Genomic DNA, 16,648 nt, shown 5'->3' with positions numbered 1-16,648 from the left:
GTGCGGGCACGGCCGCCTTTACGTCGAGTTGACGTCCGGTTAACGGACTCGGACTTTCGAGCAACGGACGATTTCCGGCCAACCTTTTGACGCGCTCCTGACACGTACGCCTGTGCGGTGCCACTCTTCCCCCGTTCTCCCAACCCCGCTCCGCCAGCTCTGTTTGCACGCCCCGTGGGCCCACCCCGCCCCGGTACCCCCCTCGCAAAGGAGTTCCGCGTGAGATCCACGCCATCCCGTCGCGCGACCGCCACCGGCGCCCTCGTCGCCGCGGCCGCCATGCTCGCCGTGGGCGTCCAGACCGGCCCGGCCACCGCCGCCGACGGCCTCGGCTCCCCGGCCCCCAGGCTCCAGGCCGGCGCGCAGGCCGACCCCGGCTCCCTCCCCGCCGACCTCACCCCCGCCCAGCGCACCGCGCTGATCCGCGCGGCCGACGCCGAGAAGGCCGCGAAGGCGAGGGAACTGGGCCTCGGCGCCCAGGAGAAGCTGGTCGTCCGCGACGTGGTCCAGGACCGCGACGGAACCACCCACACGCGCTACGAGCGGACCTACGCCGGACTGCCCGTCCTCGGCGGCGACCTCGTGGTCACGGAGGACAAGGCGGGCCGCACCGAGGGCGTCGCCAAGGCGTCCCGCGCGGAGCTGCGGAACGTCGACACCACCGCCGACGTCGCCCCGGCCGCGGCCGAGCGCCAGGCGGTCGCCGCCGCCCGCGCCGAGGGCTCCAAGGCGTCGGCCCCCGAGAGCGCGCCCCGCAAGGTCGTCTGGCTCGCCGAGGGCAAGCCCGTCCTGGCGTACGAGACCGTCGTCGGGGGCCTCCAGCACGACGGCACGCCCAACGAGCTGCACGTGGTCACCGACGCCGCCACCGGCGAGAAGCTCTACGAGTGGCAGGCCGTCCACAACGGCACCGGCAACACCATGTACAGCGGCCAGGTCACGCTGGGCACCGCCCAGTCGGGCAGCTCGTACACGCTGACCGACACCGCGCGCGGCGGCCACAAGACGTACAACCTGAACCGGGGCTCCTCCGGCACCGGCACGCTGTTCTCCGGCTCCGACGACACCTGGGGCGACGGCACCCCGTCCAACCTGGAGACGGCCGGCGCCGACGCCCACTACGGCGCCGCCCTCACCTGGGACTACTACAAGAACGTGCACGGCCGCTCCGGCATCCGGGGCGACGGCGTCGGCGCGTACTCGCGGGTCCACTACGGCAACAACTACGTCAACGCGTTCTGGCAGGACAGCTGCTTCTGCATGACGTACGGCGACGGCGCCAACAACGCCAAGCCGCTCACCTCGATCGACGTGGCCGCGCACGAGATGACCCACGGTCTGACCTCGAACACCGCCCGGCTGGTCTACAGCGGCGAGTCCGGCGGCCTGAACGAGGCGACCTCCGACATCTTCGCCGCCGCCGTCGAGTTCCACGCCAACAACAGCAAGGACGTCGGCGACTACCTGGTCGGCGAGAAGATCGACATCCGCGGCAACGGCACCCCGCTGCGCTACATGGACAAGCCCAGCAGGGACGGCTCGTCCAAGGACTACTGGTACTCCGGCATCGGCAGCGTCGACGTGCACTACTCGTCGGGCCCCGCCAACCACTGGTTCTACCTGCTCTCCGAGGGCAGCGGCGCCAAGACGGTCAACGGCGTCAGCTACGACTCGCCGACCTCCGACGGCCTGCCCGTCACCGGCATCGGCCGCGACAAGGCCGCGCTGATCTGGTTCAAGGCGCTCACCACCAAGTTCACCAGCACCACCAACTACGCGGGCGCCCGCGCCGGCACGGTCGCCGTGGCCACCGAGCTGTACGGGGCGGGCAGCCCCGAGGTCCTGGCCGTCGAGCACGCCTGGGCCGGCGTCAACGTCGGCGCCCGGCCGGGCGGCGGCGGCGACCCCGGCGGCAAGGTCTTCGAGAACACCGCCGACGTGAGCATCCCCGACGCGGGCGCGGCCGTCACCTCGTCCGTCAACGTCACCGGCGTCACCGGCAACGCGCCCTCCGCCCTGAAGGTCGGCGTGGACATCGTCCACACCTGGCGCGGCGACCTGGTCGTCGACCTCGTGGCCCCGGACGGCACCGCGTACCGCCTGAAGAACGCCAGCGGCGGCGACTCCGCCGACAACGTCCAGGAGACGTACACCGTCGACGCGTCCAGCGAGGTCGCCAACGGCACCTGGAAGCTCCGCGTCCAGGACACGGCCCGCTACGACACCGGCTACATCAACGGCTTCAAGCTGACCTTCCCGTAGGCCCCGGCCGCGAGGCCGCCCCGCACCGGCACGAGGCCGCCGCCCCCAGGGGCGGCGGCCTCACGCGTGCGCGCCCCGCCCCACGACCGGGCCCGCGCACGGCGCCCGAACGGCGCGAAGCCGGGCGGCACGGCGCGAAGCCGGGCGGCACCGGGCGGCACGGAGCCAAGCCGGGCGGCACGGGCCTCCGGCACGCGGCTCGTCCTCCGGTACCGCCCGCGCCTCCGTCGCACGGCCGAGGCGACCGGGACCGGGGGAGGATGTCCGGACCGGGCCCCGCGCGGCAGGCTGGGCGCGGGCCCGTCGCCCCCCGCGTGGGGAGGGGGCGACGGCCCTCGAAGGCCCCCGGCACCGACGCGGAGCCGCGCACCGGCCGGCCGGCCCCGGCCGGCCCGCCCCTCAGCGCAGCAGCACCCCCGCGCCGTCCGCCGCCGAATCGGCCGGCAGGGCGACCAGGCCCAGGTCCACCCCGGCCGTGAGCAGCCGGTGCGCGGGCAGGACCCGGACGGTGTAGCCGAAGGGGCCGGTGCGGTCCAGCGTCAGCGGCCCCTCGTACGCCCAGCGGCCCTGCTGGTCGGGCCCGCCGCCGCCCGCGGGCTTCAGCGGGAACGCCCGCGCGTCGGCGAGCCCGTCGCGGGTGTCCACCCGGCCCGCGACCGCCTGCACCTCCACGTCCTCCGGCGTCAGGTCGCCGAGGGTGACCCGCACCCGCAGGGCGAGCGTCGACCCCAGTTCGGCGATCTCGCTCACCTCGTCGACCTCCACGTGGTCGACGGCCACCCCCGGCCAGGCGGCGCGCACCCGGGCCTTCCACTCCGCCAGCTCGCCCGCCGCGTCCGGGGTCATGGCCCGGTGCGCCCGCGCGGCCGGGGTGTACAGCCGCTCCACGTACTCCCGCACCATGCGCCCCGCCAGCACCTTGGGCCCCAGGGAGGCCAGGGTGCGGCGCACCATCTCGATCCACCGCTCGGGCAGCCCGTTGGCACCGCGGTCGTAGAAGCGGGGCGCCACGCGCTGCTCGATCAGCTCGTACAGGGCGTGCGCCTCCAGGTCGTCGCGGCGGTCCTCGTCGGTGGTGGGCCCGTCGGCGGTGGGGATGGCCCAGCCGAAGTCGGGGTCGTACCACTCGTCCCACCAGCCGTCGCGCACGGACAGGTTGAGGCAGCCGTTGAGCGCCGCCTTCATCCCGCTCGTCCCGCACGCCTCCAGCGGCCGCAGCGGGTTGTTCAGCCACACGTCGCAGCCGGGGTAGAGCTTCTTGGCCATCGCCATGCCGTAGTCCGGCAGGAAGACGATGCGGTGGCGCACCCGCGGGTCGTCGGCGAACCGGACCATCTCCCGCACCAGCCGCTTGCCGCCGTCGTCGGCCGGGTGGGCCTTGCCGGCGACGACGATCTGCACGGGCCGCGTCGGGTGGAGCAGCATCTCCCGCAGCCGGTCTCGGTCGCGCAGCATCAGCGTCAGCCGCTTGTACGAGGGGACGCGGCGGGCGAAGCCGATGGTGAGGACGTCGGGGTCGAGGACCCCGTCGATCCAGCCCAGTTCGGCCGAGGCGGCGCCGCGCTCCCGCCAGGAGGCGCGCAGCCGGGCCCGCACCTCGTGGACGAGCTGCTCGCGCAGTTCGCGGCGCAGCTCCCAGATCGCGGTGTCGTCGAGGTCGGCGACGGCGTCCCAGCGCTGCGAGCCGCCCACACTGAGGGCGTCCTCGGCGCGGTGGGCGCCGATCCGCCGGGCGCCGAGGCGCAGCACCTCGGGCGCCACCCAGGTGGGGGCGTGGACGCCGTTGGTGATGGAGGTGATGGGCACCTCCTCGGGGTCGAAGCCCGGCCAGAGCCCGGCGAACATCGAGCGGCTGACGGCGCCGTGCAGGGTGGAGACGCCGTTGGCCCGCTGGGCGAGGCGCAGCCCCATGACGGCCATGTTGAAGACGCCGGGGTCGCCGCCCGGGTAGGTCTCGCGGCCGAGCTGGAGGACGCGGCCGACGTCCACGCCGGGCAGCTCCGCCCCCGGTCCGAAGTGGCGGGCGACCAGCTCGCGGTCGAAGCGGTCGATGCCGGCGGGGACGGGCGTGTGGGTGGTGAAGACGGTCCCGGCCCGCACGGCCTCCAGGGCGGCGTCGAAGCCGGTGCCCCGGTCGGTGAGCTCCCGGATGCGCTCCAGGCCCAGGAAGCCGGCGTGGCCCTCGTTGGTGTGGAACACCTCGGGGGCGGGGTGGCCGGTGACGGCGCAGTACGCCCGCACGGCCCGGACGCCCCCCATCCCCAGCAGCATCTCCTGCAGGAGCCGGTGCTCGCTGCCGCCGCCGTACAGCCGGTCGGTGACGTTCCGTTCGCCGGGCCCGTTCTCCTCGACGTCCGAGTCGAGCATCAGCAGCGGGACGCGGCCCACCTGCGCCACCCACACGTGGGCGTGGAGGGAGCCGCCGCCGGGCAGGGCGAGGCCGACGCGGACGGGGGCGCCGTCGGGGCGGCGCAGCAGGGTCAGCGGGAGCTCGTTGGGGTCGAGGAGCGGGTAGTGCTCCTGCTGCCAGCCGTCGCGGGAGAGGGACTGGCGGAAGTAGCCGTGCCGGTAGAGCAGGCCGACGCCGATGAGCGGGACGCCGAGGTCGCTGGCGGCCTTGAGGTGGTCGCCGGCGAGGATGCCGAGGCCGCCGGAGTACTGCGGCAGGGCGGCGGTGACGCCGAACTCGGGCGAGAAGTACGCGATGGCGGCGGGCGGTTCGTCGGCGGCCTCGCCGCCGGCGGTCCGGTCGCCGACGGTCCGGTCGCCCGCGGCCCGGTCGCCGGCGGTCCGGCTCTGGTACCAGCGGCGGCCGTGCAGGTAGTCGTCGAGGTCGTCGGCGGCGGCGGTCAGGCGGCGCAGGAACCTGCGGTCCCTGGCCAGCTCGCCGAGGCGGGCGGCGGAGACGGTGCCGAGGAGCCGCACGGGGTCGCCGCCGGACGCGCGCCACCCCTCGGGGTCGACGGCCTGGAAGAGCTCTCGGGTCTCGGCGTGCCAGGACCAGCGCAGGTTCCGCGCGAGGTCGCAGAGGGGTCGCAGGGGGTCGGGCAGGACGGGGCGGACGGTGAATCGACGGATGGCCTTCACGTGTTCCACCTTCGCAGGGGAGATACGTACAGTGGCGGACGCACCACGGTATGCGTCCGGCGTCCCGGCCCGACGGTAGTGCCACGGCGCCGCGCGCGGCCACGGCGCGGGGCGCGCGAGGCACGGGGGGCTCGCAGGGCGCATTCGGGGGAGCACGTACGAGCCGGGCGTGTCGCGGCGTGCGCCCGTTGGTGGACGGAGCGCGGCGGCGCACGGCGGGGCGCGGTCACCCGGGCGGCTCGCCCCGTCCGCCGCACCCGACACTCCCGGCGGGCGCCGGCATACGGAATCAGCCGAACGAGAGCGGTTCTCGGCCGTCTGGCCCGACGCCATACGGTCCCCCGGGCCGGGAAACCCCCGGATTGCCCACCAGAGGCGCGGGGGAAGGCTCCCCCGGTACCCGCCCACCCGAGTGAAACCGGAGAGGAGCGGTGATGCCCGCGACGCACCACGCCGCAACGAAGCCGTTACAAAGAGCGATACCCCGTAGGCAACCCTCAGGTGATGCTGTGAACGCGCTGATTGGTCGTATCCCCGTCCTGGACGTCTCCCCCGCCGTCGACCGCGGCAGACGGCCCGCCAAGGCGGTGGCCGGTGAGACCTTCCAGGTGTCGGCCACGGTCTTCCGCGAGGGCCATGACGCCGTCGCCGCGAACGCGGTGCTCACCGACCCGGCGGGTCGGACCGGCCCGTTCACGCCGATGCGGGAGCTGGCGCCCGGCACGGACCGGTGGGGCGCCGACGTCACACCGGACTGCGAGGGGCTGTGGACCTACCACGTGGAGGCGTGGGGCGACCCGGTCGCCACCTGGCGCCACGAGGCGGGGATCAAGATCCCGGCCGGCATCGACACGGAGCTGGTCCTGGCCGAGGGCGCCGCGCTGCACGAGCGGGCGGCGGACGGGGTCCCCAAGGACGAGGGGCGCGAGGCCGTCCTGGCGGCGGTGGACGCGCTGCGGGACGTGCGCCGCTCCCCCGCCGACCGGCTGGCCGCCGCGCTGGCGGTGGAGGTGCGCCAGGCCCTGGACCGGCACCCGCTGCGCGAACTGGTGAGCGCCTCGAAGCCGCTGCCGCTGCTGGTGGAGCGGGAGCGGGCGCTGTTCGGGTCCTGGTACGAGATGTTCCCCCGCTCCGAGGGGGCGTACGAGGACGCGGACGGCCGCCTGGTGCCGGGGACGTTCCGCACGGCGGCCGAGCGGCTGCCGGCCATCGCCGCGATGGGCTTCGACGTGGTGTACCTGCCGCCGATCCACCCGATCGGCACGACGCACCGCAAGGGCCCGAACAACTCCCTGACCGCCGGGCCGGGCGACCCGGGCGTGCCGTGGGCGATCGGTTCGGCCGCCGGCGGGCACGACGCGGTCCACCCGGACCTGGGGACGCTGGAGGACTTCGACGCGTTCGTGGCGCGGGCGCGGGAGCTGCGCCTGGAGGTCGCCCTGGACTTCGCCCTCCAGTGCTCCCCGGACCACCCGTGGGTGCGCAGGCGCCCGGCGTGGTTCCGGCGCCGGGCGGACGGCTCGATCGCGTACGCGGAGAACCCGCCGAAGAAGTACCAGGACATCTATCCCGTCGCGTTCGACGAGGACATGCGCGGGATCGTCCGCGAGACGGTCCGGGTGCTGCGGCACTGGATGGCGCACGGCGTGCGGATCTTCCGCGTGGACAACCCGCACACCAAGCCGGTGGTGTTCTGGCAGAAGGTCATCGCCGCGGTCAACCGCACCGACCCGGACGTGATCTTCCTGGCGGAGGCGTTCACCCGGCCGGCGATGATGCGCACGCTCGGCGAGATCGGCTTCCAGCAGTCGTACACCTACTTCACCTGGCGCAACACCAAGCACGAGCTGACCGAGTACCTGACGGAGCTGTCCGGGGAGAGCGCCGCCTCCATGCGGCCGAACCTCTTCGTGAACACGCCCGACATCCTGCCCGCGTACCTCCAGCACGGCGGGCGGCCCGCGTTCGAGGTGCGGGCGGTGCTCGCGGCCACGCTGTCGCCGACGTGGGGGATGTACGCCGGGTACGAGCTGTGCGAGAACACCCCGCTGCGGGAGGGGAGCGAGGAGTACCTCGACTCGGAGAAGTACCAGCTGCGGCCGCGCGACTGGGCCGCCGCCGAGCGGGAGGGCCGCAGCATCGCCCCGCTCATCACCACGCTCAACCGGCTGCGGCGCCGCCACCCGGCGCTGCGGCGGCTTCGGAACCTCCGCTTCCACCACGCCGACAACGACGCGGTCATCGCGTACAGCAAGCGGCGGGGTTCGAACGTGGTTCTGGTGGTCGTGAACCTCGACCCCCACCACACCCAGGAGGCGACGGTTTCGTTGGACATGCCGGATCTCGGCCTCGACTGGCACGAGACCGTACCGGTGCGCGACGAGCTCACCGGCGACACATATCACTGGGGCAGGACCAACTATGTGCGCCTGGAGCCGGGTGTCAGACCCGCGCACGTGCTGGTGGTGTGCCGGTCGTCCGGGGGCTTCCCCGCGGATCCGCACCGTTCGGTCCTGCGACCGTCTCCCCCGATCGGAGGGTCACCCACATCATGACCGTGAACGAGCCCGTCCACGACACGTTCGAGGACACCCCCGCCAAGGACCGGGACCCCGACTGGTTCAAGCGGGCCGTGTTCTACGAGGTGCTGGTCCGCTCCTTCCAGGACAGCAACGGCGACGGCATCGGCGACCTGAGGGGCCTCACGGCCAGACTGGACTACCTGCAGTGGCTGGGGGTCGACTGCCTCTGGCTGCCGCCCTTCTTCAAGTCCCCGCTCCGCGACGGCGGTTACGACGTGGCCGACTACACGTCGGTGCTGCCGGACTTCGGTGACCTGGCGGACTTCGTCGAGTTCGTGGACGCCGCGCACCAGCGCGGCATGCGGGTGATCATCGACTTCGTGATGAACCACACCAGCGACCAGCACCCGTGGTTCCAGGAGTCCCGCGCCAACCCGGACGGCCCCTACGGCGACTACTACGTCTGGGCCGACGACGACAAGCAGTACCAGGACGCCCGGATCATCTTCGTCGACACCGAGACGTCCAACTGGACCTTCGACCCGGTGCGCAAGCAGTACTACTGGCACCGGTTCTTCTCGCACCAGCCGGACCTCAACTACGAGAACCCGGCCGTGCAGCAGGAGATCCTGTCCGCGCTGCGGTTCTGGCTGGACCTGGGCATCGACGGCTTCCGCCTCGACGCCGTGCCGTACCTCTACCAGGAGGAAGGCACCAACTGCGAGAACCTCCCGGCGACCCACGCCTTCCTGAAGCGGGTCCGCAAGGAGATCGACGCCGCCTACCCGGACACGGTGCTGCTCGCCGAGGCCAACCAGTGGCCGGAGGACGTCGTCGACTACTTCGGCGACTTCGCCGGGGGCGGCGACGAGTGCCACATGGCGTTCCACTTCCCGGTGATGCCGCGCATCTTCATGGCGGTGCGGAGGGAGTCCCGCTACCCCGTCTCCGAGATCCTGGCCAAGACCCCGGCGATCCCGGAGAACTGCCAGTGGGGCATCTTCCTGCGCAACCACGACGAGCTGACCCTGGAGATGGTCACCGACGAGGAGCGCGACTACATGTACGCGGAGTACGCCAAGGACCCGCGGATGCGCGCCAACATCGGCATCCGGCGGCGGCTGGCCCCGCTCCTGGACAACGACCGCAACCAGATCGAGCTGTTCACCGCGCTGCTGCTCTCCCTGCCCGGCTCGCCGATCCTCTACTACGGCGACGAGATCGGCATGGGCGACAACATCTGGCTGGGCGACCGGGACGCCGTGCGGACCCCGATGCAGTGGACGCCCGACCGCAACGCCGGCTTCTCCTCCTGCGATCCGGGGCGGCTCTACCTGCCGACCATCATGGACCCGGTCTACGGCTACCAGGTGACCAACGTGGAGGCGTCGATGGCCTCGCCGTCGTCGCTGCTGCACTGGACCCGCCGGATGATCGAGATCCGCAAGCAGAACCCGGCCTTCGGGCTCGGCTCGTACACCGAGCTGCCCTCGTCGAACCCGGCCGTCCTCGCCTTCCTCCGCGAGTACGGCGACGACCTGGTGATGTGCGTGCACAACTTCTCGCGCTTCCCGCAGCCGACCGAGCTGGACCTGCGGCGGTTCGACGGCCTCCACCCCGTGGAGCTGATCGGCGGGGTGCGCTTCCCCGCCGTCGGCGAGCTGCCCTATCTGCTGACCCTCGCCGGGCACGGCTTCTACTGGTTCCGGCTGCGCGCGGACACGGCGCACACGGCGCTCCCCGCGAGGGCCGACGGGTCCGCCCGGCGCACCCCCCGCCCCGCCCCCGCCGGGACCCCCGGCGCCCCGTCGGCCCCCACCCCGGCCGGCACCCCCCGCGGCACCCCCCGCGGCATCCCGGCCGACACCCCGGCCTCCGCCCCGGACACCACCCCGGCACCCGCCCCGGCCGGCCCGCGGCCCGGCACCCCGGCCCACCCCCCGGCCGCCACCGGGTCCGTCACCACGGCCGCCACCAGTTCTGTCACCACGGCCGCCACCGCGGCCGGAAGCCCGGCCCCCACCCCGGCCGGCACCAGGTCCGCCACCGCGGCCCCCGCCCCGGCCCCCACCCGGGCCGGCACCCCCGGCAGCACACCCGCCGGCACCCCCGCCGGCCCTGCGTCCCGGCCGGCGGCGGCGCGCCGCTGACGGCGCGTCACCCCACCGCACATCCGCACACCCGTACGACAGGGCGGGGCGTTTCCCTCGCTCCGCCCTGGGCACTGTCCCCGTCATACGTCGATTCGGGTCTATAAGGACCATCCCCGCCCGACACGTCCCGCACAGCCGGACAGCCCACGCCGCATTCCGGGACACTCTGCACGTTCCGTGCATTCTGTAGTACCCGGGGAAAGGACGCGCTGCCATGTCGGAGACCGCATCCACCGCCCGGGCACCCGTCGCCCTCCTGCCGTCACTGGCGCCACTGCTCCTCGCATGGCTGCCGCGCAGACGGTGGTTCGCCGGGAAGGGCAAGCCGGTCACCGGCTTCGCCCTCGTGTCGGCCACCGAACTGCTCCCGCCCGGCCCCGCCGGACCCGGACTGCTCCATCTGCTCGTCCGCGTCCAGCAGCCCGGCCTGACCGCGTCGGCCTCGCCCGGCGACTGCTACCAGCTCCTGCTGGGCGTGTGCGACGCGCTTCCGCCCCGGCTGGCCCCCGCCCTGATCGGGCGCGTCACCGGGGGGCCGCTGGCGGGACGCACCGTGTACGAGGCGCTCCAGGACCCGCGGCTCGCGGCGCTGCTCCTGGAGCGGCTGCGGTCGCCCGGCACGATCGGCCCGCTGCGCTTCCACCGGACGGTGGCCATCCCCGACGGACTGCCCCCGCGCGTGCTGGACGCCGAGCAGTCGAACACGTCGCTCGTCTACGGCGACGCCTACATCCTGAAGATCTTCCGGCGGATCCACCCGGGCGCCAACCCGGACCTGGAACTGCCGCTCGCCCTCGCCCGCGCCGGCTGCGCGCGGGTCCCCGCGCCCGTCGCCTGGTACGAGGCGGGCTCCGGCCCGGACGGCGCCACCCTCGGCGTGCTCCAGCCGTACCTGCGCGGTTCGCAGGACGGCTGGCAGCTCGCCCTGGAGGCGCTGGCGGCGGGGCGGGACTTCGTCCCGGAGGCGCACGCGCTGGGCCGGGCCACCGCCGAGGTCCACACGGCCCTGGCGGAGGCGCTGCCGACGGTGCGGCTCGCCCGGCGGCAGGCCCGCGAGCTGGCGGTGGCGATGAGCCGCCGCCTGGACGCCGCCACCCAGGCGGTGCCCGCGCTCATGCCGTACGTCCCCGGCCTGCGGGCCGCCTTCGAGACGGTGGCCGCGCTCGCCGAGAACGGCGGCACGTGGCGCGCCCAGCGGGTCCACGGCGACCTGCACCTGGGACAGGCGCTGCGCAGCGCGGACGGCGAGTGGTCGGTGATCGACTTCGAGGGGGAGCCCACGAAGCCGCTCGCCGAGCGGCGCCGCCCGCAGCCGCCGGTGCGGGACGTCGCCGGGATGCTGCGCTCCTTCGACTACGCGGCCCACTCCCACCACCCGCTGGACCCGCGCTGGGCGGAGCGCTGCCGCGAGGCGTACTGCGCCGGGTACGCGGAGGCGTCCGGCCGCGACCCGCGCGCCGAGGCCGCGCTGCTGCGCGCGTACGAGACGGACAAGGCGGTGTACGAGGTCGTCTACGAGGCCCGGCACCGCCCCGACTGGCTGCGCGTGCCGATGGCGGCCGTGGAACGGCTCGCCGCGCCCCCGGGCGTGGCACCGCTGCCGCCGGTCGCCGGGCGGGCGCTGACCGGCCGCACCCGCTACTCCCCCGACCGTCTGCCCTGATCCGGTCCCCGGCCCGTCCACCCCTGCTCACCCACCCCTCCGAGGAGGACACACCCCCGTGACCCCCCGCCGTCCGACCCGCAAACCGCCCACGAGGACCGCCCAGCCGGTCGCCACCACCCTGGACGCCCCCACGCCGGCCCCGGCCCCCGCGTCCCCGCCGGTCCCGGCCGCCCCCGAGGCCCCCGCGCGCCCCGTGGCCGGCGCGGACACCCCGGCCGCCCCGGCCGCCGCGGCCACCGCGGACGGGACCGCCGCCGCACGGACCGCCGCCGCACGGACCGGCCGCGCGGCCATGGCGGCCGGCGGCACCGGATCCGCCCCGGCCGGATCCGCCCCGGCCGCCGCCCGCTCCGGGGCCCCGGCCGCCGCCGCGCCGCCCCGGCCCCGCGAGGGGGCCGACCGGGTGCCGGGGCCGGCCGCCCTGGAGGGGGCCGACCGGGCCCGGCTTCTCGCCGGGGAGCACCACGACCCGCACGGGCTGCTGGGCGCGCACCAGGTGCCCGGCGGGGTGGCGTTCCGGGCGCTGCGCCCGCAGGCGCGGGCGGTCGCGGTGGTCCTCGCCGACGGGGCGCGGCACCCGCTGCGCGACGACGGCGACGGCCTGTTCTCCGGCGTCCTGCCGCTTCCGGCCGTGCCGGAGGGCTACCGGCTGCTCGTCTCGTACGACGGCGCCGAGCTGGAGGTCCACGACCCGTACCGGTTCCTGCCCGCGCTGGGCGAGCTGGACCTGCACCTGATCCGGGAGGGCCGCCACGAGGAGCTGTGGACGGCGCTCGGCGCCCGGGTGATGACCCATCAGGGCGTGGCGGGCACGCGCTTCACCGTGTGGGCGCCCAACGCGCGCGGGGTGCGGCTCGCCGGGGACTGGACGTTCTGGGACGGCACCGGACTGCCGATGCGGTCGCTCGGCGCGAGCGGCGTGTGGGAGCTGTTCGTGCCGGGCATCGGCGAGGGCACGCTCTACAAGTTCGAGGTGGTCGGCCCGGACGGGCACCACGCGCTGCGCGCCGACCCGATGGCCCGCCGCACCCAGTGCCCGCCCGAGACCGCCTCGGTGGTCACCGCCTCGCACCACACGTGGGGGGACGCCGCGTGGATGGCCCGCCGGGGCGAGCGACCGGTGCACGAGGCGCCGTTCTCCGTGTACGAGGTGCACCTGCCGTCCTGGCGGCCGGGGCTGTCGTACCGCGAGCTCGCCGAGGTGCTGCCCGCGTACGTGAAGGACCTCGGCTTCACCCACGTGGAGCTGATGCCGGTCGCCGAGCACCCGTACAGCCCGTCGTGGGGCTACCAGGTCACCTCGTACTACGCGCCCACGGCCCGGCTGGGCACCCCGGACGACTTCAAGCACCTGGTGGACCGGCTGCACCAGGAGGGCATCGGCGTCCTCGTCGACTGGGTGCCCGCGCACTTCCCGAAGGACGACTGGGCGCTCGCCCGCTTCGACGGCACGCCGCTGTACGAGCACCCCGACCCGCGCCGCGCCGAGCACCCGGACTGGGGGACGCTGGAGTTCGACTACGGCCGCACGGAGGTGCGCAACTTCCTCGTGGCGAACGCCGTCTACTGGTGCCAGGAGTTCCACATCGACGGGCTGCGGGTGGACGCGGTCGCCTCGATGCTCTACCTGGACTACTCCCGCGAGTACGGCGAGTGGGCGCCCAACGAGCACGGCGGGCGGGAGAACTTCGACGCGGTCCGCTTCCTCCAGGAGATGAACGCGACCGTGTACCGGCGCTGCCCCGGCGTGGTGACGGTCGCGGAGGAGTCCACGGCCTGGGAGGGCGTGACCCGCCCCACCGACCAGGGCGGCCTCGGCTTCGGGCTGAAGTGGAACATGGGCTGGATGCACGACTCGCTGGTGTACGTCTCCAAGGAGCCGGTGCACCGCAAGTACCACCACAACGAGATGACCTTCTCGATGGTGTACGCCTACAGCGAGAACTACGTGCTGCCGATCTCCCACGACGAGGTGGTGCACGGCAAGCAGGCGCTGGTGTCGAAGATGCCGGGCGACTGGTGGCAGCGGCGCGCCAACCACCGCGCGTACCTGGGCTTCATGTGGGCCCACCCCGGCAAGCAGCTCCTCTTCATGGGGCAGGAGTTCGCGCAGGGCGCCGAGTGGTCGCACACGGACGGGCCCGAGTGGTGGCTGCTGGCCGACGACTACCACTCGGCGGGCGACCACCGGGGCGTGCGGGACCTGGTGCGGGACCTGAACGCGGTGTACGCGGCGACGCCGGCGCTGTGGGAGCGGGACACGGTCCCCGAGGGCTTCCAGTGGGCGCTGGGCGACGCCGCCGACGACAACGTGTTCGCGTTCCTGCGGTACGACGCGCACGGCGCCCCGCTGCTGGCGGTGAGCAACTTCTCGCCCGTGGTGCGGCACGACTACCGGCTGTGGACCCCCCAGTCCGTACCGGCGTGGGCGGAGGTCCTCAACACGGACGCCGTCCGGTACGGCGGCGGCGGCGTGCGCAACGCCGGGGCGCTCACGCGCGGGCCGGACGGCGTCCGCATGACGCTGCCGCCGCTGGCGACGGTCTGGCTCAGGCCGGCCTGAGCCGTACGGTGCCCAGCCGCTGGGTCGCGCGGGTCAGCGCCACGTACAGGTCGTTGACGCCGTGCGGCCCGGCGGCGCGGACGCCGTCGGGGTCCGCGACGATCACCGTGTCGAACTCCAGGCCCTTCGCCTGCCGGGGGTCGAGCAGGACGACCGGCCGGGTCAGGTCCGGGTTGGGGCCGTGCGCCGCCTCGGGGAGGGCGGCGGCCAGTCCCGGATGGTGGGCGGCGGGCGCGATGACGGCGAGCCGCCCCTCGGCGCGCGCCTCGCGGGCGACGGCCCGCGCGACGGCGCCCGGCAGGTCGTCCGTGACGGTCTCCCAGGGCGCCACGCCGGTGGAGCGCACCGAGCGGGGCGGGCGGAAGTCCGGCTCCTCGGCGCGCCGCACGGCGGCGGCGACCTCCATGATCTCCGCGGGGGTGCGGTAGTTCACGCCGAGCGTGACGTGCTCGTAGCGGTCCCCGACGTACGGGCCGAGGATCTCCCGCCAGGAGCCGCAGGCGGCCGGGTCGCCGGTCTGGGCGGGGTCGCCGACCAGGGTCATGGAGCGGGTCGGGACGCGGCGCATCAGCAGCCGCCAGGCCATCGCGGACAGCTCCTGCGCCTCGTCCACGATGATGTGGCCGAACGCCCAGGTGCGGTCGGCCGCGGCCCGTTCGGCGGCGGTGCGGTGGTCGTCCTCCTCGTGGCGCTCGGCGAACCGCTCGGCGTCGATGACGTCGTGCGCGGCCAGCACCTCCGACTCCTCGTCCTCGAACTCGTAGGTCCGCGAGGCGTACGACACGTCGAGGACGCCCTGCGCGTAGGCGACGCGGCGGGCGCGCTCGCGGGCGGCCGCCGCGCGGGCGGCGGAGTCGTCCTCGCCGAGCAGTTCGGCCGCCTCGTCGAGGAGCGGCACGTCGGCGGGGGTCCAGGGGGCGCCGGGCTCGCGGCGCAGGAACTCGGCCTCGCCGTCGGGGAGGTAGCCGTGGGGATCCTCCAGGAACCGTTCGACCAGGCGCTGCGGGCTGAGCACGGGCCACAGCTCGTCGATGGCGGCGTGCACCTCGTCGCTGGCGGCGACCTCCTTGCCGATCTGGGCGATGTCGGAGGCGTCGAGGAGGTTCGGGCCCCCGTAGGGGTCGGCGCCGAGCCGGTCCGCGAGCTGGGCGGTGAGCGCGTCGACGATCCGGGTGGCGAAGCGGGGGCGGGCGAGGTTGTGCGGCAGGCCGGTGCCGCGGGCGTCCCAGCGGGCGTCCTCGGCGGTGTCCCGGTCGATGAGCAGCGTGCCGTAGTCCTCGTGGGGGACCTCCAGCGGCGCGCCGGTGGGCGGCACGGTCTGCTGGTCGCGGACGTAGGCGGCCAGCACGCCGGCCATGGCGGCCCGGCCCTTGATCTCGGCGGCCTCCGGGGTGTCGGCGCCCGTCGCGCGGACGCCGGGGAACAGCTCGCCGGGGGTGGCGAGGAGGACCCCGGTCTCGCCGAGGCTGGGCAGCACGTCCCCGATGTAGCGCAGGAACGCCGCGTTGGGCCCGACGACCAGGACCGCGCGGCGGGCCAGCAGCTCGCGCTGCGCGTACAGCAGGTAGGCGGCGCGGTGCAGGGCGACGGCGGTCTTGCCGGTGCCGGGTCCGCCCTCCACGACGAGGACGCCCTGGTGCGGTGCGCGGATGACGCGGTCCTGCTCGGCCTGGACGGTCCGCACGATGTCGCCCATGCGGCCCGTGCGGGCGGTGTCGAGCGCGGCGAGCAGCACCTCGTCGGCGTCGCGGCCCTCGTGGCCGCTGCGGGTCGGGTCGCTCAGGTCGAGGATCTCGTCGTGCAGCGCGGTGACCTCGCGGCCGCTCGTGGTGAGGTGGCGGCGGCGGCTCAGGCCCATGGGGGTGTGGCCGGTCGCCAGATAGAAGGGGCGGGCGATCTCGGCGCGCCAGTCGACCACGAGCGGGGTGCGCTCGGCGTCGTCCTCGCGGACGCCGATGCGCCCGATGTGGTGGTCGCGCCCGTCGCGGAACACCAGCCGCCCGAAGCACAGCCCCTGCTCCCCCGCGTCGTACGCGGCGAGCAGCCCGGACTGCTCGGCGACGGCGATGTCCCGCTCGATCCGCGCCTGCCGCCCGCTCCCGGCGTCCCTCAGCGCGTCGCGCACGGCCGCCTCGGCCCGCTCGCGCAGTCGGTCGAGCCGGTGGTAGAGCCCGCTGACGAACCGCTGCTCGTCCCGCAGCGCCTCGGTCTCCCGGATTGACAATTGCACTCCCGACGCGATACCTTTTGCCTGTTGACTCCGCTGCGACTTTCGCATGCTCGCACGCGGAATGCACCAGTCTACGCGTGCTCCGACCCCGCCCGCCACTTCCGCGGCGCGGGGCTTTTTCGTGTACGCCCCCCGGCCCGCCGCGCGGGCGCCCCCGTCCCGTCC

Annotated in this window: 6 protein-coding genes and 1 pseudogene; 5 read left to right on the top strand and 2 right to left on the bottom strand. The window is 74.6% G+C overall.

The window, feature by feature from the left end; translation table 11 throughout:
- Positions 1-219: 219 nt before the first annotated feature.
- Positions 220-2,262: a M4 family metallopeptidase gene (locus CP974_RS21690; RefSeq protein WP_069978060.1), complete on the top strand. Its 2,043-nt coding sequence runs from the start codon at positions 220-222 to the stop codon at positions 2,260-2,262.
- Positions 2,263-2,661: 399 nt separating this feature from the next.
- On the opposite strand, the gene glgP is transcribed toward CP974_RS21690, so the two are convergent.
- Entirely contained in the window at positions 2,662-5,349 is a 2,688-nt protein-coding gene (gene glgP / locus CP974_RS21680; protein ID WP_085921518.1) for an alpha-glucan family phosphorylase, read from the bottom strand.
- A 518-nt stretch (positions 5,350-5,867) separates the two neighbouring features.
- Here glgP and CP974_RS21675 point away from each other — a divergent pair.
- The 4 genes and pseudogenes from CP974_RS21675 (at position 5,868) to glgB (ending at position 14,253) form a co-directional block, all read left to right on the top strand.
- Positions 5,868-7,904: an alpha-1,4-glucan--maltose-1-phosphate maltosyltransferase gene (locus tag CP974_RS21675; protein WP_031135469.1), complete on the top strand. Its 2,037-nt coding sequence runs from the start codon at positions 5,868-5,870 to the stop codon at positions 7,902-7,904.
- Positions 7,901-9,592: pseudogene (gene treS / locus CP974_RS21670) on the top strand (maltose alpha-D-glucosyltransferase); the annotation flags it as partial. The gene CP974_RS21675 and the pseudogene treS, both read left to right, overlap by 4 nt.
- 646 nt (positions 9,593-10,238) lie before the next feature.
- Positions 10,239-11,687, top strand: coding sequence for a maltokinase N-terminal cap-like domain-containing protein (locus tag CP974_RS21665; RefSeq protein ID WP_031137170.1), 1,449 nt, complete (start codon positions 10,239-10,241; stop codon positions 11,685-11,687).
- Positions 11,688-11,745: 58 nt separating this feature from the next.
- Positions 11,746-14,253 carry a 1,4-alpha-glucan branching enzyme gene (gene glgB / locus CP974_RS21660; protein ID WP_085921171.1) on the top strand — a complete coding sequence of 836 codons (2,508 nt, stop codon included), beginning with the start codon at positions 11,746-11,748 and terminating at the stop codon, positions 14,251-14,253.
- Here the strand turns inward: glgB and CP974_RS21655 are convergent.
- Positions 14,240-16,453 (bottom strand): HelD family protein, encoded by a 2,214-nt coding sequence (locus tag CP974_RS21655; RefSeq protein WP_031134817.1) that lies wholly within the window; start codon positions 16,451-16,453, stop codon positions 14,240-14,242. The genes glgB and CP974_RS21655 overlap by 14 nt on opposite strands.
- Positions 16,454-16,648 lie beyond the last annotated feature (195 nt).

This window comes from Streptomyces fradiae ATCC 10745 = DSM 40063 (genome assembly GCF_008704425.1).
In the GTDB taxonomy this organism is placed as follows: domain Bacteria; phylum Actinomycetota; class Actinomycetes; order Streptomycetales; family Streptomycetaceae; genus Streptomyces; species Streptomyces fradiae.
This window is presented reverse-complemented; position numbering and strand designations above follow the sequence as displayed.